This window comes from Fibrobacter sp. UWB16, assembly GCF_900215325.1.
Classification (GTDB): domain Bacteria; phylum Fibrobacterota; class Fibrobacteria; order Fibrobacterales; family Fibrobacteraceae; genus Fibrobacter.
This window is the reverse complement of record NZ_OCMS01000002.1, coordinates 1,036,914-1,057,924: the sequence shown is the minus strand read 5'-3', so window position 1 is coordinate 1,057,924 and position 21,011 is coordinate 1,036,914. Positions and strand designations below refer to the sequence as shown.

Here is a 21,011-nt window from a genome sequence, read left to right as displayed (position 1 = left end):
CTCCATCTTGTTTTATCAGAAAATCATAGTCGCGATAAATGCAAGTGCGACAATGATGGCGGCTGCAATGGCAAGCGGGCTTGCTTTTTTCTTCTTTTCGCCGAATTCATTCTCGACGATTTCATCGTAGTCGGGGAGGTCAAGGTCGCTGTATTCAGCGCCCTCTTTCCAGCCGGTGTTCTTGTCGCTCCCGCAGTGGGGGCAGAAGGTTGCGCCTTGTTTCAGTTCGGCGCCGCAATGAGGACAAATCATAATAGACCGATGTGTCATCCTGAACGGCGGTAGCCGTGAAGGATCCAGTATTATTTTGTGAACTTGAATCGTCCCAGAAGGTCGAAGTAACGGGCTTTGGGGGCGATTTTGACGGGCTTTACCGTTTTACGGAGGGAAGTAATATTTTTATCTTCATTGATAACGAATAATTCGATGTAATTGTCGCCGTTTTTTTGTTTTAAAGAAAACCCGTTCTCAGTGGTGCTGTATGTAAATGTGTATAGAAGATTTAGCTGTTCATCGTATCCATAGCATTTGTTGTCATCATTAATGTCTGCGATGTAAAATGTTTTTTCTACTGAAGATGAATCTGTATTGTAGTTGGAATGGTTTATTTCTATTATCGTGTCCTGCTTAAAAAATGATTCTAATAAATCTGTCTCATCTTCGTAAATCCTTTTTTCACTGTAATAATCTGTCGTTATCTTAATGATCCATGTATATGCGTATTCCGTTTTATAGTATGCTTTTAAATAGTGGAACAAAGTATCCTGTTTTCTGTAAGTGGAGTCAATATATTCGTAAAAGTCCTTTTGATTTATAACGGTTTCATTTGTATCTCTATAAAAGAACCAATAAGCGGGTGGCATCACGTTGTTTACAAAGTCAACCACAACCTTTTCAATTTGCGATTCGTTATAAAAATATTTTTTTCCATTCCATCCAGCTGGTGATTGGCTGTAATAAATAGAGTCTAAGCGCAAATTGCTTTCTTGATTAAAAATTGAATGTGCTTGCGCATTGAAAAAAGCTTCCGTGCATTTGTTTGCCGAAGCGACGGAACCCAAAGTTAAAAGAACAGCTGAAATAAAAAATAAAAGATTGCACTTTCCGAGCATAAACATAAAATCCTTTTTAATTTGCTTTTAATATAACAAAAGTTTTTATATTACATTCCATGGTCAAATCGTTTGTGTTTACTTTTTTGTCTGCAATTCTTTGTTGTAACTTGCTTGGGTGCGCTTCGACAAATTGTTCTGCTATTTCTGCGGAAAAGACGCAATACGAAGAATGTGTTGCTGAAGAAAATGCGAAATCAGAAGCCGCTTCAACAATAACGAAGGTTGGGATTGCTGCGGCATCCGTATCTGTTATTGGAATAATTGTAATTCTTGTTTCATCAAAAAATTAAAACCGCCAGGCGGATTGCCTAGCGGTTTTGTAAAGCTTTTACGCAATGCGGCCGAGCCGCATCTCATTAGAGCTTGTCGTTGGAGCCGAGCACATCCACGATCTTGTGCATGTACATCTTCTTCATGTTTTCACGAGCCGGCTTGAGGTACTGGCGCGGGTCGAAGTGTTCCGGATGTTCGTCGAAATACTTACGGATAGCGGCAGTCATAGCGAGACGGCTGTCAGAGTCGATGTTGATCTTGCAGACAGCAGAGCGAGAAGCTTCGCGGAGCTGTTCTTCCGGAATACCAACTGCATCCGGGAGCTTACCGCCGTGAGCGTTGATCGTATCAACTTCGTCCTGCGGGACAGAAGAAGAACCGTGGAGAACGATCGGGAAGCCCGGGAGCTTCTGTTCGATGGCGTGGAGCACGTCGAATGCCAGAGGAGGCGGAACGAGCTTGCCCTGAGCGTTACGAGTGCACTGTTCCGGCTTGAACTTGTATGCACCGTGAGAAGTACCGATGGAGATAGCGAGGGAGTCGCAGCCCGTACGGGTAGCGAAGTCGATCACTTCTTCCGGCTTCGTGTAGTGAGAAACTTCAGAAGCAACTTCGTCTTCAACACCGGCGAGAACACCGAGTTCAGCTTCGACGGTAACGTCGTGAGCGTGAGCGTATTCAACAACCTTCTTGGTGAGGGCGATGTTTTCTTCGTACGGAAGAGCAGAACCGTCGATCATCACGGAAGAGAAACCGTTGTCGATGCAGTCCTTGCAGAGTTCGAAAGAGTCACCGTGGTCGAGGTGGAGCACGATCTGCGGATTTGCGCAGCCGAGTTCCTTGGCGTATTCAACAGCACCCTGAGCCATGTAGCGGAGGATGGTGCCGTTAGCGTAGTTACGAGCACCCTTAGAGACCTGCATGATCACCGGAGACTTGGTTTCAACGGCGGCCTGCACGATGGCCTGCATCTGTTCCATGGTGTTGAAGTTGAAAGCCGGGATAGCATAGCCACCCTTAACTGCCTTAGCAAACATTTCCTTGGTGTTAACCAAGCCGAGTTCCTTGTAAGAAACTGCCATTTGTTTTACCTCTTGTTTTTGATTGGCGACTTGCGCCGCCGGTTTAAAAGTTACATGCCTTAATTTAGAAAAAATAGGCTCGATTAAAAGGCTTTTCTATCAAAAAGTTGATGATTTTTCCTGTATAAAAAGAGACCCCGGCACTAAGGCCGGGATGACTCCAAAATAATTCCGAATTACTTCTTCTGCGTTCTGTCGGTGATGACGAGGTCCACGCGGCGGTTCTTCTGACGACCTTCCTTGGTGGCGTTGTCGGCAATCGGCATCGACATGCCAAGCCCCTTGGCGGAGAGGCGGTTTTCGGCAATGCCCTGTTCCACGAGGAAGTTCATCACGTTCTCGGCGCGCTGCTGAGAAAGCTTCAAGTTGAATTCTTCGGAACCGACGTTGTCGGTGTTGCCTTCGATAGAGACGTCGAACTGCTGGTAAACGGAGAGGATACCGGCAATCTTTGCAAGGCTTGTCTTGAGGTCGGTCTTCAAGGAGGCCTGGCCGATTTCAAACAAAATGTCAGACATCGAGAGGATGATGCCGCGAGCGTCCTTTGTCACCTGGATCATCTGGGACTGGAGGGCGTTCAGCTTGTCCATAGCTTCTTGCTTGCTTGCTTCGAGCTTGTCCTTCTGGGCCTTAATGGCCTGCTTTTCGGCTTCGAGGTCCAAGACCTTACCGCTACGGGCGTTGCCAATCTGTTCCTGGATGGCTTCGATGGTGCGGTTCGTGGCAGCGCGCCTTTCCCAGTTTTCAGCAATGTGGTTGCGGACGGCCTGCGTTTCACCCTGGAGCTTGGCGATTTCTGCATACTTGTTGCAGTTTTCCAAGACGGTCGGGATGAGCTTGGAATCGTCATCGTCTGCATAGATTGTTTCGAGGGCGCTCAACGTGCCGTAACCTTCGGCGAGTGTAAGCTTTGCGGAGTAGGCGTTTGCCGGGAGCGATGCCTTGGCGTTGTCGAGGGCAAGGCGGCACTGGTCCACTGGAGTGACGGAGGGAGCTTCTTCAGCAAAGCTCATGGTGGCAGCGAGGGCGAGTGTGCCGAGTGTCAAAATCTTCTTCATCTTTGCGGCTCCTTACTTCTTAGTTTCCTTGTTGAGAACGCTCTGATACAGTTCCTTGCGTTCTTCATCTGCGCGGAGGGCTTCTTCGAGTTTCTTGTCTTCGTTTTTGGCCATTTCGTTTTCGGACTTGGCTATAGCGAGTCGCATTTCGAGTTCACTCTGTTCTGCAAGAGCCTGTGCTTCTTCTTCTTTGCCATCTTTCTTGAGAGCTTTGGCATTTTCAAGCTTGGAGTTTGCGCTTGATGTGATGTTTTTGTCAAGTTCTGTGTCGCTGGCGAGCGTGCGGGTCGCTTCGGCCTGGCCAAGAGAACGGTTGACAGCATTTTGGCTGCTCGAACAGCCGGTGAGGGCTACGAGAGCAAGGGCAGAACAACATGCGAATATTTTAGCCTTCATTGGGGCTTCTCCTATGATTGATATTCCGCGTTAAAATTACATTTTGGTTTGTTAAAAAGTTCTTTCATTCTCACGAAAACTTTTTTTACTTGCATATATATAGGTATTTGTGTAGATTGAAAGTGTGTATAGGAAGGTTTTTTATGAATCTTTTTGTAAAAAAATCAAGTTTTATAGGAATTTTCTCCTTCCTGCTTCCGTTGTCTAGCGTTTTTGCCGGCAACGTTGAATACCATTTGAATAAATCAGCGAACCCTACCCAGGACGAACTGGACGCCTACGAACATATTACGGCGGCGATGGATTCGGCGGTATTCCTGTACAATAAATATTCAGACCTTTCAAAGCATATCGAAGTTTACTACAGCACGGGCGTTCCTACAGCTGAAGCGAGCAGCAATGGCGACTTACGTTTTGGTAAGGATCGCAATTATATGTATGTGGGCACTGCCATGCACGAAATGGCGCATACCATGGGCATGGGTACGACCTCGGAATACAAGGCTATGTTTAAGGATGGCGTGTTCCTGGGCGAAAAAGCCCAAGCGCTTATCAAGGAAATTGATGGTCCGGATGCCGTACTCAAGGGCGATAGCCAGCATTTCTGGCCATATGGCATCAATTACAAGAGCGAAGTCCATTCCGAACAGGATTTGATCAATCACGTAAAAATCGTGAACGCCATGTATCAAGACATCTTCAAGGAAGCGTTCTACATGCAGGGGAGGGTCGTGTCTCTCCTCGATGAAAAAACTTGCATGGGGATTACGTCATCTAATGCTCTTGAATTGATGAGCTGCACTGATTCGGCTACTTTCGTGAAAATTTATTCGGTAGGCGAGAATCCTGTTACTTACCGCATCCAGCTCGGGAACCGCGTGGTCGATATCCCGAACGAATCGACGGCGGCGGGCGTTGTCGCTTCGACTTACGGTTACAACGGCGGTGCTCACCAGCGTTACGTGTTTGAAAAAGCTGGTGCGCCTAGAGCAAACATGCCGAATGTCTTTTTCCTCAAAAATTTCAAAAGCGGACTTTATTTGCAGGCTGTTGGAAAAAATGTGGTTCAGAATAAGTTGGTTTTATCTGTAAGCTCGGAACCGCAGCCCGATTTCACTTGGCAGATTGTAGAAGCTGGGCAGGACACCTCTTCAAAGGATGGGCCGGTGTCTATTGCCAAGCGAAGAATTCCTAATAAGATTTCGGATGTTTCTGTGCCGGAGCGATTGTTTGACGCTTTAGGGCGTGCTGCCGGCCAAATTCGTCGCGGTGTAACGTCGAGAATCTTGAAAAGAAATTAATTGAAAGGGTGATGCCTGTAATCTAAAAATTCCGACTCTCCGGAGTAGTTTTTTTTGTCATTCCCGCGAAAGCGGGAATCTCCTTCTCGTTAATAAATGGGAGATGCCCGGTCCGTGCCGGGCATGACTTTGTTCAGCTTTGGATACTTCGCGACTATTCGCTACTCAGTATGACGGTGATGAATCATTATGACGACAAAACAAAAAAAGACCGCTCGAAAGCGGTCTCTTTTGAAATCTTATTTTTCGAAGATTAGAATGCGTCAGTTGCGGCTTCGCTTGCTTCTGCAACAGCTTCAGCAGTCGGAGCAACTTCTGCAACGGATGCCTTTACTGCATCTTCAGTCACGTCATTAACGCCCTTTTCAACCATCGTAAGCTTATGTTCCTTGAAACGGTTCATAGCAATAGTTGTCGGCTTCTGAGTGAGCTGAATGTAACCTTGCTTGGACTGATTGTTAATGAAGCGGGCTTCGTGAGCCATCATGACAACGGCGCGGAAAACCGAACCCTGGCATTCTTCACTAGCATAAATATCGTCAAGATAAACTCTTTGAGATTCAGCCATTAGGTACCTCGAAAAATTTTTAGAAGAGGGAGAGGGATTCGAACCCTCGTTACCGTAAGGTAAACACGCTTTCCAAGCGTGCGCCTTCAACCACTCGGCCATCCCTCCATTAGGATGTGCGCCAATTATAACTTTTTATTTTTGCTTTGTCAAGGGATATGGGCGAAAAAACGAAAAAAATTTCATTTTTTTTGATTTTTTAGGTGTCTGGTATTAGGTTTTAGGAAAAAGAAGATGCCCGCACGGAGGCGGGCATGCTAGAGAATCAATTCATCCATCCTAATTCCGAATTCATAATTTACCAAGCTCATCCCACACAACTTGCATCAAGGGTTCTAACGTCTTGGGCGTGAAATCGAACTTGATGTTGGCCGTAGCGAAGAGTTCTGGAATCGGACGGCTGCTGCCCAGGCTTTCGGCCTTGAACAAGTCGTCGATTGCCTTTTGCGGGTCCTTCTTGAAGTTTGCCCAGACCTGCAAAGCGCCAATCTGTGCGATGCCGTATTCGATATAGTAGAACGGGCATTCGAAGAGATGGAGCTGCTTTTGCCACAGGTTACGGCGAACGGCTTCAAGTCCGCTGTAATCCACGCCTGCATCGTAACGGTCCATGATTTCGCTCCAGATATCGCTGCGGTCTTCGGCGGTGTGCGTCGGAAAGTTGTACAGACGATGCTGGAAGCTGTCGATGCTTGCCACCCACGGGAACAACCAAATCACGTCGGCGAGTTCGCCTTCGGTGCTGCGGACAATCGCTTCGTGGTCGTCACCGTAGAACGGCTTCAAGTTCGACATGCCGATGAGTTCCATACTCATGCTTGCGACTTCGGCAAATTCAGCAGGAACATCGCGGTAAGCAAAAATCGGCTGGTTTGCAAGTGCAAACTGATGGAACGAATGGCCGGATTCATGCAACAACGTGTAAATGTCGCGGTCCGTATTGGCGGAGTTCATGAAAATGAAGGGGAGGCGGCTTTCATCAAAACCAATCTGGTATCCGCCCGGAGCTTTGCCCAGTCTGGAATCCGGATCGATAAGCTTTTTCGCCTGCATTTCACGAGCCCACTTGCCGGCTTGCGAATGGATGCTTTCAAAAATGGAATCGACTTTTTCAATCAGCTCGTCACCGCTCTGGTACGGCTTGAGAGGTGGTCTGCTCAGCGGATCGACATCCAAGTCCCACGGGCGCAAACGATCAAGTCCCATCTTCTTGGCGCGGCGCTTGTACATTTCTTTCTGCAACGGCAGTACGAATTTCTCGATGCTTTCGTGGAAAGCTTCACAGTCTGCCGGAGTGTAGTCGAAACGGTGCTTTGCAAGGAAGATGTAGTCGATGAAATCCTTACAGTTAGCATTCTTGGCAATCTGCTTGCGAATTTCGAACAACTTATCGTAAGAATTGTCTAACGCTTCTTTGTCCTGGAGGCGGCGTTCCCACATGGCTCGCCAGGCGCGTTCGCGGAGATCTCTATCAGTCTTTTCCATGTAGGCAGCGAGCTGCTGCATGGTCTTGACTTCGCCGTCGAATTCGACGCTCATGCCACCAGTGATTTTCTGGTAGGCCTGAATAGCCTTGTTCTCTTCGGTTTCAAGAGGAATGTTGTCGGGGGAGAACAAGTCTAGAGAAACTTGCACGCCCTTGAGCCATTCGCCAAATTCGCCTTTGAGTGCGTCCTTGGACGGGTGCGCCATGAGCTTCCTGTTCAGCTTGTCATCGTATTCAATCATGAGCGGCTGAATATTTTCGACAAAATCTGAATAAGCCTTGGCTGCCTTTTCGTCGCGGGTATCGCAGGTCATGGCTACGTAACGTCTAGAGCTAACTTCACCGAGTACCGATTCCAGTTCGCTCCAGTCCATTACCCATTGACGGAGGGTTTCAACGTTTACAGGAATATCGCGCTGCAAGAGAGCGCGATATAGTTTAGAGATTTCTTTTTCATCATCCGGATTCAAATTCTCCGGAACAAAGTTGCGTTTTTTCATGTGCTATTATTTAATAATTTTTCCGAGCCATTTGTTCACGAGGAGATCGAACAATCTGTCGCGGACGAGGTTCTGGAGCTTTTCGACGTCTTCAGGCTTTACGTCTCTCTTGATTTCGAAGTCCTGAGTGACCGGTTCGCCACCTTCGGTGAGGGATACGTCGATAAAGCCGGCAATGCCGTAGTACGTGATTTGGTTAATCTTAAAGACATTGGCGTCCAGAGGGAACGCAGCATTGAAGTGCAAGTCGTTGTCACCCGGAGCAAGTCTGACGGTGTCTTTGAGTGTCAGCGGAACAGTCACAAGCGTATCGAACTTGATTTCGATCTGGAGCTTGTTGATCCACAAGGTATCCTTGGTTGTGTTGTTGGCGTTCAGGTAAACGTCAAAGTTTGCATTACCGAGGCTCTTGTTGATGATGTTCTGAGACAAGTCCTTGACCAGCATAACGGCCTTCGGGTTCGGCAAGAAACCGTCCATTCCGTTATTCACGAGTTCCATAACGTCCTCGTAAACATCGACGTTATCGAAGGTGAGGTCCTTGTATTCCATTTTTGTCTGGATGAGGACTTTAGCTGCCTGAATCTTCTTGAAGAGCGAGCAGCCGGTGAAGGTTGTTGCGACAAGTGCGAGAACACCTGCGATAACGAATGATAGAGTAAGGTGTGAGAATTTGGTTTTCATATTATCTCCTTTTCTTCATGTCCTTATTATAATAAAATATTTGTTTCTTTGTCAGTTCTGTTTAAAGTCACTAAGCGTTTGTATGAGCTTTTGAACATCGATAGGCTTTGCCAGATGGCTGTTCATCCCTGCTGCAAGTGCATTTTTCTTATCTTCTTCGAAGGCGTTTGCGGTCATGGCGATAATTGGAATGCTTGACTTGCCAGGGTCGCTTAACTTGCGGATTTCCTTAGTGGCTTCGTAACCGTTCATATGAGGCATCTGCACATCCATCAAGATGAGCTCATAAGTGCCTGCTGGTGCTTTGCGCACTTTATCGACGGCGATGTCTCCATCATTTGCCGTATCGACGACAAGGCCGTTCTCGGTCAAAATTTCTTCTGCAATTTCGCGGTTCATTTCGTTATCTTCGACAAGCAGAACCTTCATTCCGTTAAGAGGGATGGTCGTAACCGTTTTCTGCTCGGAGTTTTCAGGATGAAGGTCATCGCACCACTTGATTGGTAAGATTACGGAAATCTTTGTCCCTTGTCCGATTTGGGATTCAATATGGATTGTGCCTTCCATGAGATCGGTGAGCTTTTTTACAATCGTCATGCCTAGGCCTGTTCCCTGGATTCGGCTGACTGTGCTAGACCTTTCGCGAGTAAACTCGTCGTAGATGTGCTCCAAAAAGTCTTGGCTCATTCCGATACCTGAATCTTCTACGGTAAGCGTGTAAAGCCCGTAGCCTTCGCGGTCGCATTCCTGTTCGCTGAATGAACATGTGATTGTTCCGTTTTCTTTTGTGTACTTGATGGCGTTGCCGATAATATTTGCTGCAATTTGGTTGAGGCGGTCTGCGTCAACTAGAACAAACTTATGGATAACATTTGAAATTGTTGCCGAGAACAGGATTCCCTTGGACTCTGCATGTGTTCCGTATGTGGTTGATATTGCTTTGATGATGCTTTCTAGGTCGCATTTCTGTTCGTTTAGAAGAATCTTTCCAGATTCTATTCGAGACATTTCGAGAACCTGATTTACCAATGACAAAAGCTGCTTGCCGGCAATATCGATCTTGTCCAGATATTTCTTGGTGGTTTCTGTATCTGTGATGTGCTTTTTGGCCATTGCGGTAAAGCCCATGACTGCATTCATTGGGGTTCGGATGTCATGGGACATGTTGAACAGAAATGTCGTCTTGGCATTACTTGCATCACGTGCTGCGGCTAGGGCTTGAGAAAGCTTTTTGTTCGCTTCGATTTCTTTTGATTTCTCTGTAGTGATATTTCTAAATAAAATAATTCCTTTGTGAACAAGGTTGCTCTTAACTTCTACAGGGATATAGACCATTGTGATATATTCTTTGGATCCATCAGGCTGGGTACTGCAGAATACGACACTTGGTATGCGGTTGAGAACCTTGCGTTCTTTGATGACGACTTCGAAGAAGTTTCTAAACTCCTCTCCGTTTTGCATATCGTCATTGTAGCGGATGAAGCCTTCTTTTAGATTTTCGAGATTCCCTGTTTTGGGGAATGGCATTGGCATGAAGGACAGGTCTTCGAAGGTTCCTTTCTCGGCATCGACAAAGATCATTGCTCTTGCGATGGCGTTTTCTGCTTTGGCGATGTAGCTTTCGAGGCGCTTTTGGCGTGCTTCCTTGCGCCTGATAATAATTTGCACGATCATGAGGTAGGCTATGTAGCTACCGAATATGCAAATGAGCAAAAACTGCAAAGTGCGGCCGGCTTGGATGCCCATGGAATAAAGACTTTTGGCGGCCTCGATAGGAAAGTTTGAATAAACGCTTAAAGGGACTGTGCGCAGCGGAGCTATGTAACCGTGAATTTCATCGGATGAACCTTGGTATTTGTAATGTGATTGGGTGCGTGTTGCGTAAGCGCGGATGATGTTGTTGCGGTTTTCTTCGTCAAATTTTGATGTGTAGAGAAAACTTTTGAAGTTGTCGCGGGGGAGACCTTGAATCGAAGTTTGATGGATTTTCATGGTTTCTAGAGCGATGAAACTTTTGCCTTCGACGTTTACGATGCCTGCTGATGCGTGTGCGCCGTAAACCTTGTAATCGAGAAGTCTCTTGATTGTATTTTCGTCAAACGAGGTGGTGAGGATGCCGATGATTTTATCGTGGTTGAATACGGGGGCATAAAAAAGAATGTAGGCCATTGATGTGTTTGTTGGCATTATGACAGAAATACCGCTGTTGCCGTTCATCCCCTCGATGTAGTAAGGCTTGTTTGCGGATTCCATTTTTTCGCCCGATGACATCTGAGCTATTCCGTTCGTATCGATGAATTGCACATGGTCGAATTGCACCATCTTTTCGAGTTCGGCTAGAAAAACGCTGTTCATCTGGCCGTTTTCGATGACATCTGAACTGAGCTTTGCGAGTGCTTCGATTGATTTGAGGGAGTTGGATAAAATGTCGTCGATTTTATCGGCCATGGCCAAGGTGATATCTTTAATATAGTCCTTGTTTCGTGCCGCAACTGCCGTTCGGTCTTCGTCCTGGAATGTCGTAAATGCTGCAATGACTAAGTAAATGACGACGATAAGAGGAGCAAACCTTATAACGGAGTGCTTTAAGCGATTATTCTTTTTTTGCGATTTTTGAAAAGTTTGCACGTTGCTCCCCAGCCTTTTTTTCATTAGAAATATAACTAAATCTCGATGTAAATCATTTTTTTTCGGATTTTTTTGGGATGGTTAATTTTTTTTGCAAAAATAATGTAGTTTTCTGTTAAGTCAATTATTCCAACTTGGAATAGTAGCAAAATCAAGGAATATAAATGAATCGTTACGATCTAGTATTGCTCGGCCTTATTTTGGAACACGAACGCAGTGGGTACGATATCATCACGGAGATTCGTGACCGTGAACTTGACCGCTGGGCTAAGATTAGCACTTCGACCGTTTATAATAGACTGATAACGCTCGAAAAGAATGAATGCATTGTCGGTCATTCCGAACGCGACGGAAACCGCCCGGAACGCATGGTGTTCAACATCACGGACAAGGGTAAGGACGTTCTCCGCAAAGAGGTCCTGAAGCATTTGACTGGTTTCAATGACGATCCGCGTACGCTTGGTTTTGCTTTCCTCTACGGTGCCGACAACAAGGAAGTTATCCGTACGCTCGAAGTGCATGAACGTAGACTGGTTCAGGAAATCGAAAATCTTGAAAAGATGATTGCCGAAGAACCGCGCCCGACGCTTTACCCCGAAGGACCGTTCCTCAACTGCATGAGCCGTGACCACATTCTTGTGGAACTCAAGTACGTGCGTGCTGCCATCGGCATTTTGCGCGACCCGGTCCGTAGCAAGAAACTCGGTGGATACTTCTATATCAATTTCGGTAACCGCGATTTCGAAAAGTTTGATGAGTAGAGTTTAGACGAAAACTCGTCATCCTGACACCGTAGGTGGAAGGATCCAGTGCATTCTTTGACTGGATTCTTCGCTTCGCTCAGAATGACGAAATAAAAAACTATATTTACCCCGCAAAAGTTTAAAGGATATTTCCGAATCCAGAACTTCGAATCCCTGATTCGCAATTTTGGATTCCAAATTCCTACTTACGATTTTAACTAACCCCCCTCTCTAACGGAGATACAATGGCTACAAAAACAGTGAAGAAGAGCGCTGCAAAGAAGGCCCCGGCAAAGAAGACCGCTAAGGTCGCTGCCCCGAAGTATGGCTACTTTGATGACGCTGCAAAAGAATACGTGCTCACCACCCCGGCAACCCCGATCAAGTGGTGCAACTACGTCGGTACACTCAACTTCGGCGGTATCGTCGATACGACCGGCGGCACTCTCGTTTGCAAAGGCGACCCGGCTCTCAACCGTATCACCAAGTACATTGCACAGATGCCGTGCTCTGACTTCAAGGCCAGCACTATCTACATCCGTATCAAGGATGGCAAGAGCTACAAGATTTTCTCCCCGTTCTACGTTCCGACTCTCGTCAAGCTCGACAAGTGGGAATGCCACGTGGGTCTTTCCTACATGCGCTGGATTGCCGAAGTTTACGGCCTCCGCGTTCAGGTGACGATTTTTGTCCCGACGGGCTCCAACACTCTCCTCCAGGACATCCAGGTGACGAACATCGCCGGTGGTTCTAAGGAAGTGGACATCATCCCGGTTTATGAATTCAGCCACTTCGAAGCTGAAAAGCAGCTCACGAACGCCGACTGGGTTCCGCAGACCATGACCCTCAAGGGCCACTGGGAAAAGGACGGCCACGTTGTTTTGGAACAGTACGCTTACATGAAGCGTGACTACGCCGTGAACTACGTTACTGCTGACTGCAAGGTTGGTTCCTTCGATGGTGACCGCCGCGTATTCCTCGGCCAGAACGAAATGGGTTCCTGGGCAAATCCGCTCAGCCTCCAGAACAAGGAACTTGCTAACAGCGAATGCGACCGTGGCGACAACATTGCCGCTCTCATGATCCACGCTGGCAAGATCGCTGCCAAGAAGACTTTCCGTACCTGCACCCAGCTCGGTCAGGAACAGAGCCTCAAGGTTGCAGCCAAGGCTATCAAGAAGTACCGCGATCTCAAGAACGTGGACAAGGCTTTCGAAGAACTCGCAAAGTTCTGGGAAAACTACCTCTCCACGATCCAGGTCAAGACCCCGGATGCATCTTTTAACACGATGGTGAATGTGCACAACCCGCGTCAGTGCCACACCACCAAGAACTGGAGCCGCTACTTGTCCCTCTATCAGTTGGGCTACGGCACCAGCCGCGGTATCGGTTACCGTGACTCTACTCAGGACCTCATGGGCGTCATGAGCCACATGCCTGAAGAAGCTCTCGTTCTCACCAAGAACCTCATCTCCGTGCAGCGTCCGGAAGGTAACGCTATGCACCAGTACGCTCCGCTCGCCCTTGCTGAAGACACGGGTAACGAAGCTAACGCCGGTGACTCCCGCGAAAAGGCTGGCGTTCTCGACGCTAACGGCAATCCGGCATACGCTGACTGGTACGGCGATGACCACCTCTGGATCGTCCTCACTGTCGCTACCTACCTCAAGGAAACCGGCAAGATGGACCTCCTCAACGAAGAAATTCCGTTCTACGTTGCAGGCAAGAAGCATGCTGAACGTCCGAAGGGCACTGTTCTCGAACACTTGAAGCGCGCTCTCAAGTTCACTCGCGAACACCTCGGTCAGCACAACCTCCCGCTCCTCGGCTTTGCCGACTGGAACGACTGCATGAACCTCCCGCTCGGTGCAGAATCTACGTTCAACACTGCTTTGTACGCTAAGGCATTGCTCGAAATGATGGGCATTGAAGAAGCTCTCGGCGACAAGGAAGCCGTTGAAATGTACAAGGGCTGGTACGAAGATGTCAAGAAGGCATTCAACGACAGCGCTTGGGACGGCAAGTGGTGGACTCGTTGGTTCGACAAGGACGGCAACGGCTACGGTGTTTCCTCTGCCAAGTACGGCAAGATTTACTGCAACGGCCAGTCCTGGCCGGTCATCGCTGGCATCGCTTTCGGCGACCGCGCAGTGCAGGGCATGGACAGCTTGAACAAGCTTCTCAACACCAAGTACGGTGTGAAGAGCTCTACTCCGGGTTACCGTGGCTTTGAACCGGCTGTCGGTGGCATCTCCACCTATCCTCCTGGAGCAAAGGAAAACGGCGGTATCTTCCTCCACACGAACCCGTGGGTGATGATTGCCGAAACGATCCTCGGCCGTGGCGACAACGCATTCCAGTATTATAACCAGATCAACCCGGCTTCCAAGAATGGCATCCTTGACGTGTTCGAATCTGAACCGTACTGCTATCCGCAGAACATCCTCGGTGACGAACACAAGCAGTTCGGTATGGGCCGTAACGCATGGCTCTCCGGTACTTCTACTTGGACTTACCAGGCAGCAACGCAGTTCATCCTCGGTATCCGCGCAAGCTTCAACGGTCTCGTTGTCGATCCTTGCATCCCGAGCGCATGGGCTGGCTTCGAAGCTACCCGTAAGTTCCGCGGTGCTACTTACCAGATCACGGTGAAGAACCCGGATCACGTCTGCAAGGGCGTTGCAAAGATGGTTGTTGACGGTCAGGAAATCGATTCCAACGTCGCTCCGATCTTTACGAAGGGTGTGCACAAGGTCGAAGTCACTTTGGGTTAAGAAACACATATAGCCGTCGCGATAGTTCGTCAATCTCGCCCTCACGTAGGAAACTACGCTACGGGCGATCTTTCCTGCTCTCGCTAGGCTCTCTGTGTTTCTTGAATGAGAAGATTCGTTCTAATCCAAATTCGAAATGTTAGGTCTGCTTCAAACGAGGCAGACTTTTTTTGCTCTCTGTATTTCTTGAATGAGGATGTCATGCCCGCCATCGAGCGGGCTCCTCCTTCTCGGAGAATCTTGAACATTTCAAAAGCGCCAGTCTCTTACGAGGCTGGTGTTTTTTATACAAAAATTCCCGTTGTGTTCGCAATGGAATTTTGAATTTATACTTAAAGGCGTTTTATCCTGAAATTCGCATATAAACGCAAAGTACACGACTTACGGTATAACCGGATTTGAGAAGCGATTTAAGCATGGGAACCACGTTGATGGTACAAATTAGATTGCTATCATCAAATTTACCCTTCCAGCTTTTGGGCGAGCCGTTATCGAATACGTCCCTGATCATGGAATCGTAATAGGGAAGGTACTTGACGGAGATGACGTCTTTCAAAGATTGATTGACGACTTCGTCCGTTTTGGCAAAGCCAGAATCTGTGGCGAACGCGTTGTTGCAGCCGAGAATGGTGAAGTTGCGGTCGACCCAGAAAATACCGATGTTTGGGAAGTTGAAAAGTGAATTTATCAAAGATTCCTCGACGCCGCTTTTCATGAGGAACGGAATTTCTGGGGATGTTTCAACACGGCGGGCAGACCCCATCATCACAATGCGGTCTTCATCATCGGGGGCGAGGTGGCCACGGAAGTCGTACCACACGAGGTTCTTTTCACTGTTCCAGCAACGAATCTTGAGCGTGCCGAAGCGGGCGTTTTCATTGGCGAGGCGGTTGAGCTGGCTTTGTTCATCGAGCAAGTGCCCTTTGTCATCATAAGCGGCTTCGCCACCGGCCTTCATCATGCATTCGTTCATCACGCGTTCAAGCAACTTGAAATCGTCTTCTGGCATGAGCGATTCGATATCGACAACGCCGCCAGAGCGAGGAACGTCGCGGTAGTCATCGTCCATCATCGGTGTGAGCAAAAAGAGCTGTCGGCTTTCGAAATCGAATTTCCACAGGAAATCGCCGGTATTGCGGAGCAAGGACTTGAGCTTTGTTTCGGCTTCGTCTAGGCGGTGCTGGTTTTCGACGGTGTTCGAAATATTCTTAATCAAGCAGATATAACGAGATTCGTCCATCGAAAGACGCTGGTGCTGGCATCGCATTTCAAACCAGAGCGTAGTACCATCATCGCGCTTGTACGAGAACATAAACGGCATTTCAGGGTGCTTGTCAATGTCATCGAAGTAAAGCTTAAGGCGAGCCCAGTCCTTTGGCGGAAGAATGTCTCGGAACAAGCGGTCCTTGCTCAAGTTGTCAAAGAGCGGGTCCGACATGAACTGCGGCAGAGAACTGATAAATTCAAACTTGTCGGAAAGTACGACGATGAACTCACCGAGGTTGCCCGCGAAAAGCGTATAAAGCTTTTGCCTTTTCCAGTAGTCGAGCAACAGCAAAATGGTGACAATTAATAATAGCAAGAGTACGGTGCAGACATAGCACCAACCCACAGACCAGTCAATCGAGTTCATCATACGTTTATAAGATAATCAATTTTACAGGGGTGGGACAATAGAGCAAAGAAAAAAGCCTGCCACGATGGCAGGCTTGCAATTTAAAAGTCTGTGTTGAAATGGCGATGCCGCAACAGAGTGCGGCATGACATCTGTACACGCTTTCGTCTCTCGTCTGTAGCCCGCTAATGCGGGCGTTCTTTCGTCTTATTCTGCGAAGTATTCCTTGGCCTTGGCGATGACGTCTTCGACCTTGACCATGGTGAACTGCTTTTCGTTGCGGAACTTCCATTCGACTTCGCCGTTTGCGAGGCCCTTCTTGCCGATGGCGATGCGCACCGGAGAACCCCAGAGGTCGGCGTCCTTGAACTTCACGCCCGGACGTTCGTCGCGGTCGTCCACGAGCACGTCGATGCCGGCGGCTTCAAGTTCCTTTTCGAACTTTTCAGCGAGTTCCATGAGTTCGGCTTCCTTGCCGATGGGGACGATTTCCACCTGGAACGGAGCGATGGACTTGGGCCAGATCGGTCCGAAGTCATCGTGGCTGTTTTCCACGACGGATGCCATCAAGCGACCCACGCCAATGCCGTAGCAGCCCATGATGGCCGGAGCGGTCGTCTTTTCGGCGGTGAGGAACTTGGCGCCCATGGATTCTGAGAACTTGGTGCCGAGCTTGAAGATGTTGCCCATTTCGATGCCGCGAGTTTCGGTGAGGAGTTCGCCGCAGCAGGGGCACTTGCAAACTTCGGAAGCTTCTGCGATGTCCGCCACTTCGAACTTCGGGAAGTCGCGCTTCGGGTTGCAATGCTTGAAGTGATAGCCTTCTTCGTTTGCGCCGGTGACGAGGTCGAAGGAATCAGCGATAGCTTCATCGACAATGATGCGCGTGTCGTGAGCGTTAATCGGGGAAGCAAAGCCCGGAACCATGCCGCAAGATTTGATGAGGCTGTCTTCAGCCGGATAGAGTTCCTTGGCCTTCAAGAGGTTGTGGAGCTTGATTTCGGAAACATCGAGGTTGCCCGGAACCACAACCGTGATGAGCTTGCCTTCGAAGTCGAAGAACACGCACTTGGCGGTCGATTCGGCAGGCACGTTCAGGAACTTGGTGAGTTCGTCGATGCTTTCGCTGTTCGGCGTAGCGACCTTTTCGAGAGCTGCATTTTCGTCGCCCTTGAACGGCACACGCTGGAACTTGGCGATTTCGCGATTGGCCTGGTAGCCGCACTTCTTGCAAAGGATCAAGTAGTCTTCGCCGTTCGGAGTATCCAGCATGAATTCGTGAGCGACCTTGCCGCCCATGATACCCGTATCGCTCTGCACCACCACCGGTTCAATGCCCACGCGACGGTAGATGCGGAGGTAGGCGTCGTATTCTTCCTGGTAGTGACGGTCGAGGTCTTCCTGGCTGGTGTGGAAACTGTAAGCATCCTTCATCAAGAATTCGCGGACGCGGATAAGACCGCCACGGGCACGGGCTTCGTCACGGTACTTGGTCTTGAACTGGTAGAGCATCACCGGCAGCTGCTTGTAGCTGTTGAGCACGTAGCGCACGAGGTCGGTCATGGCTTCTTCGTGCGTCATGGCGAGCACCATGTTGTGGTTGTTGCGATCCTTGAAGCGGAGGAGTTCTTCGCCAATAGCCTGGTAACGGCCCGATTCGCTCCAGAGTTCAGCGGTCTGCACCACCGGGAGATCCACTTCGATACCGCCAATCTTGTTCATTTCTTCGCGGATGATGTTTACGATCTTCTGGATGACGCGGTAACCGATCGGCATCATGGAATAGATACCGGTAGAAACAGGCTTGATATAGCCGCCGCGCATGAGGAAGATGTGGGAGGGCATGGTGGCATCGCTCGGCGTTTCGCGGAGCGTGACGTAAAAGTACTTGGAGAGTTTCATTGTTTTTGCCTTTTAAAATTTTTTACGGCGTAAATGTAGAAAATAGACGACAAATGCGTAAGTCGAGTGCCGAAACAATACTTGTATTGTTATGGCCGAGGCTAGCGTTTGGCACATGAACGAAGTGAATGTGCAAAGGCGAGAGACGAAAGATTATTAATCTTTATGGGATTTTTTTTATTTTGCTATCATGGAATTTTTAGACAGATTGCGGGAAAAAGCCGCAGTTCAAAAACTTGAAAAGTTTATCCCGGCTGTAGCATTTTTGGGTGGATTTAGCTGGGACTCGATGACTATCGGGAGTAAGGTCTATGGGAGCGATTTGATTTTCTTGTCGTTCTATTATTTGCTTGCTTTAGTTTCGATATTTTTTATTGCCTCAAAAAGTGTTGTCAAAGATGAAAATCAAATTGATGTAGAATCATCTTTTTTTAGCAGAGTCTTGAATCACGAATGGGATTCGTCTTGGATTGATCGATTGACCTGGGCTGTGCAATTTTGCTTTGGTAACCTTTATAGTGCGCTTGTCATTTGCTATTTCAAAAGCTCCGGTTCTATTGCAGCGTTTATCATCGTATTAATCCTAGTTGCGCTCCTAGTTGGAAATGAATTCTTGAAAAAGAAATATGAAAAATTTGGCGTAAGCCTTGCGTTCTTTTGCCTGCTTGGAACGATGTTCTTTAATTTTTTAATTCCGCATTTGGTTCATGGGATGGGGGCTTTCTGGTTCTTTTTAAGTACGTTTGTTTCTGCTGCAATCTGTTATTTACTTTGGTTTAAATCGGAACGCCATAAGCGAGTCTTGATTGCTCCTGTCGCTATAAGCGTCTTGCTTTCTATTGCCTATATCGTCAATTGGATTCCGCCTGTTCCGCTAGTTCTGAAACAGCAAATTGTCTGCAAGAACTTTGATAACGAAACATACTCGTGTGATGCTGATCGGCTCAATTTTTGGCAACGGAATGGCTTTAGTCAGGCGACTATCCATAAAGATGAAGGGGACGAAATTTATTTTATGTCGTCGGTCTATGGCCCGGCAGAGCTCAAGGCCCCTGTTGAATTCCGATGGTACTACAAAGAACCTTCTACGGGAAAATTTAAGTTGACGGATAAGATTTCGTCGAGTCGAATGGTCATTCGTGGAGGGCGAGATGCTGGGTATCGCAGCTATTCCAAAAAGAAAAATATCCCAACAGGGGATTATCGTGTAGAAACAGCATATAAAGATGGGGCTGTTATCGGTTCGACTTCATTTAAAGTGCTTGAAGGAATGCCTAAAAAAGGTTTTGTCCGTGATTCCCTACGCTAAAAATATGTATATTAAAGCGCGATAATAGGAATGGGTGCATTCCTAAAGATTTTTTGACTTAGGAGTCTAAAAAAATGAAACTGAAAAAGATTGCTCTTGGTGCAGCCGCTCTTGCTTTGGTTGCATGCGGTGAAGCCCAGAAACCGATTGCTAAGGTTGCTGCTGTTACGCCGAACTCTACAGATGACGAAAAGTTTGCCTACATGCTTGGTGCTCAGTTCGGTCTTCAGAATTTTACGAATCTTCCGTGGCAGACGGGTCATGGCATTGATGAAGATGTTACGGTTCAGGGTTTCCGCGATGCTTTGGCAAACTTGAACGATTCTACGGCTAAGCTCCAGCTTCCGCAGGATTCCATTGCTGCTGTTAGCAGACGTGTTCAGCAATCTATGCGTGAACGTTATTTCAAAACCCAGCCGGATACCGCTGTTGTTAAGGGTATGAACGACGAGCAAATCCGTGCTTATGTGGATTCTCTCCGCAAGGCTTTGCCGGTTGAAGCCGCTCCGGCAGTCAAGAACGAAAAGGTCATGCTCCAGGCAAATGCTTCTGAACAGCAGAAGTTCTCCTATGTTGTCGGTGCTCAGTTCGGTAACCAGTTCTTTAGCATTGGCCGCCAGTTCCAGACTCAATTTGATGCGGAATATTTTGTTCTCGGTCTTCGCGATGCTGGCAAGAAGCATCGTGATTCGACGGTAACGTTGGTTCTCTCGGATGATTCTCTTAAGGCTGTGGGTGATCGCTTTACAGAAAAATTGAAGACAATCCGTGAAGAAATGAATAAGAAGCAGCAGGAAGAAGAAGAAAAGCTCAAAGCAGAAGTCGCATCTCTCCGTGGTGACACGCTTGCCAATGGTATGCCGGCCAAGATGAATTTCAAGGTGAAGGCTTCTGGCGTTACGGTCAAGGGCGAAGACTTGAGTGCTTATGCAGGTAAGCCGCTCCTCATGTTCTACTTCTCCGCTACTTGTGGTCACTGCGCACACGCCGCTCCGCAGATTCTCGAAATTGCAAAGGAATTTGCTCCGAAGGGTCTTACCACAGTTGCTATCGCTAGCGGTGGAAACAATAAGCCGGGTATTCGTCGCTTTATCGACGATGCCAAGTTTGACGAAACGATCAGCGTTATGTGGGATGAATCCCGCCAGTTCGGTGAACTTTATAGCGATGGCTACGTTCCAAAGGTCTATCTCGTGAACCCGGATGGCTCGTACAAGCAGTACGCTGCATTCGAACGCGAAAAGGATGACTTGAAGAAGGAAATTGCTGAACTTCTCCAAGGCAAGAACGTCGAATGGAAGATCGAAGTCAAGAAGCCGGCTGCTGATTCTGCAAAGGTCGAACCGAAGCAGGAAGTAAAGAAAGACGCTAAGGCAAAGGCCAAGAAGTAATCTTTGGTCTCGGCATTCAGTCATTCCCGCCTGAGCCTGTGCTGCCTGTACTGAGCAATGTCGAAGTGTTCGCAGTCGAAGTAAGCGGGAATCCTCTGAACTTTCTGTGCTTGGCTCGCTCGACACTTGTCATTCCCGCCTCCGAGCGGGAATCCCCTTACACAGTCTTGTTAAAACGCATCTCGT

General features: G+C 48.0%; 17 protein-coding genes and 1 tRNA gene. 6 read left to right on the top strand and 12 right to left on the bottom strand.

Going from position 1 to position 21,011, the window contains the following annotated elements; genetic code table 11:
• Positions 1-15: 15 nt before the first annotated feature.
• Together CRN95_RS09760 and CRN95_RS09755 are read right to left on the bottom strand one after the other, a co-directional pair.
• Entirely contained in the window at positions 16-252 is a 237-nt protein-coding gene (locus CRN95_RS09760) for a zinc ribbon domain-containing protein (RefSeq protein WP_235002978.1), read from the bottom strand.
• 50 nt (positions 253-302) lie between these two features.
• On the bottom strand, positions 303-1,118 hold the full coding sequence (locus CRN95_RS09755; RefSeq protein ID WP_088629677.1) for a hypothetical protein: 816 nt from the start codon (positions 1,116-1,118) through the stop codon (positions 303-305).
• Positions 1,119-1,171: 53 nt separating this feature from the next.
• On the opposite strand from CRN95_RS09755, the gene CRN95_RS09750 reads away from it, so the two are divergent.
• Positions 1,172-1,405 (top strand): hypothetical protein, encoded by a 234-nt coding sequence (locus tag CRN95_RS09750; protein ID WP_097020739.1) that lies wholly within the window; start codon positions 1,172-1,174, stop codon positions 1,403-1,405.
• A gap of 66 nt (positions 1,406-1,471) precedes the next feature.
• Here the strand turns inward: CRN95_RS09750 and CRN95_RS09745 are convergent, their stop codons facing one another.
• The 3 genes from CRN95_RS09745 to CRN95_RS09735 form a co-directional block, all read right to left on the bottom strand.
• On the bottom strand, positions 1,472-2,470 hold the full coding sequence (locus CRN95_RS09745) for a class II fructose-bisphosphate aldolase (RefSeq protein WP_088629678.1): 999 nt from the start codon (positions 2,468-2,470) through the stop codon (positions 1,472-1,474).
• Between the two features lie 176 nt (positions 2,471-2,646).
• Positions 2,647-3,528: an OmpA family protein gene (locus tag CRN95_RS09740; RefSeq protein WP_235002977.1), complete on the bottom strand. Its 882-nt coding sequence runs from the start codon at positions 3,526-3,528 to the stop codon at positions 2,647-2,649.
• 12 nt (positions 3,529-3,540) lie between these two features.
• Positions 3,541-3,924, bottom strand: a complete 384-nt coding sequence (locus CRN95_RS09735; RefSeq protein ID WP_088629679.1) for a DUF4398 domain-containing protein — start codon at positions 3,922-3,924, stop codon at positions 3,541-3,543.
• Positions 3,925-4,067: 143 nt separating this feature from the next.
• Between CRN95_RS09735 and CRN95_RS09730 the strand changes: the two genes are divergently transcribed.
• Positions 4,068-5,225, top strand: a complete 1,158-nt coding sequence (locus tag CRN95_RS09730) for an RICIN domain-containing protein (protein WP_088629680.1) — start codon at positions 4,068-4,070, stop codon at positions 5,223-5,225.
• Between the two features lie 253 nt (positions 5,226-5,478).
• Here CRN95_RS09730 and CRN95_RS09725 read toward each other — a convergent pair whose 3' ends face one another.
• From CRN95_RS09725 to CRN95_RS09705, 5 genes are all read right to left on the bottom strand, one after another.
• A complete protein-coding gene (locus CRN95_RS09725; RefSeq protein WP_097020738.1) occupies positions 5,479-5,793 on the bottom strand; it encodes a hypothetical protein in 315 nt (104 codons plus the stop codon).
• 23 nt (positions 5,794-5,816) lie between these two features.
• Positions 5,817-5,901 (bottom strand) — tRNA-Ser (locus CRN95_RS09720).
• 183 nt (positions 5,902-6,084) lie between these two features.
• Positions 6,085-7,779, bottom strand: coding sequence for a M3 family oligoendopeptidase (locus CRN95_RS09715; protein ID WP_097020737.1), 1,695 nt, complete (start codon positions 7,777-7,779; stop codon positions 6,085-6,087).
• Between the two features lie 6 nt (positions 7,780-7,785).
• Positions 7,786-8,463, bottom strand: a complete 678-nt coding sequence (locus CRN95_RS09710; protein WP_097020736.1) for a hypothetical protein — start codon at positions 8,461-8,463, stop codon at positions 7,786-7,788.
• A 51-nt stretch (positions 8,464-8,514) separates the two neighbouring features.
• Entirely contained in the window at positions 8,515-11,091 is a 2,577-nt protein-coding gene (locus tag CRN95_RS09705; RefSeq protein ID WP_159462298.1) for a response regulator, read from the bottom strand.
• Positions 11,092-11,255: 164 nt separating this feature from the next.
• Between CRN95_RS09705 and CRN95_RS09700 the strand changes: the two genes are divergently transcribed.
• Both CRN95_RS09700 and CRN95_RS09695 read left to right on the top strand, forming a co-directional pair.
• Positions 11,256-11,852 carry a PadR family transcriptional regulator gene (locus tag CRN95_RS09700; protein WP_088629685.1) on the top strand — a complete coding sequence of 199 codons (597 nt, stop codon included), beginning with the start codon at positions 11,256-11,258 and terminating at the stop codon, positions 11,850-11,852.
• Between the two features lie 227 nt (positions 11,853-12,079).
• A complete protein-coding gene (locus CRN95_RS09695) occupies positions 12,080-14,608 on the top strand; it encodes a GH36-type glycosyl hydrolase domain-containing protein (RefSeq protein WP_088629686.1) in 2,529 nt (842 codons plus the stop codon).
• A gap of 343 nt (positions 14,609-14,951) precedes the next feature.
• Here CRN95_RS09695 and CRN95_RS09690 read toward each other — a convergent pair whose 3' ends face one another.
• Positions 14,952-16,244: a PAS domain-containing protein gene (locus tag CRN95_RS09690; protein ID WP_088629687.1), complete on the bottom strand. Its 1,293-nt coding sequence runs from the start codon at positions 16,242-16,244 to the stop codon at positions 14,952-14,954.
• A 186-nt stretch (positions 16,245-16,430) separates the two neighbouring features.
• Entirely contained in the window at positions 16,431-18,125 is a 1,695-nt protein-coding gene (locus CRN95_RS09685) for a proline--tRNA ligase (protein ID WP_088629688.1), read from the bottom strand.
• A gap of 190 nt (positions 18,126-18,315) precedes the next feature.
• Here CRN95_RS09685 and CRN95_RS09680 point away from each other — a divergent pair, with 190 nt between their 5' ends.
• Together CRN95_RS09680 and CRN95_RS09675 are read left to right on the top strand one after the other, a co-directional pair.
• Complete coding sequence (locus CRN95_RS09680; protein ID WP_088629689.1) at positions 18,316-19,434, top strand: DUF2914 domain-containing protein; 1,119 nt, start codon at positions 18,316-18,318, stop codon at positions 19,432-19,434.
• A 74-nt stretch (positions 19,435-19,508) separates the two neighbouring features.
• Positions 19,509-20,825 carry an FKBP-type peptidyl-prolyl cis-trans isomerase N-terminal domain-containing protein gene (locus tag CRN95_RS09675; RefSeq protein WP_088629690.1) on the top strand — a complete coding sequence of 439 codons (1,317 nt, stop codon included), beginning with the start codon at positions 19,509-19,511 and terminating at the stop codon, positions 20,823-20,825.
• Positions 20,826-21,011: the final 186 nt, after the last annotated feature.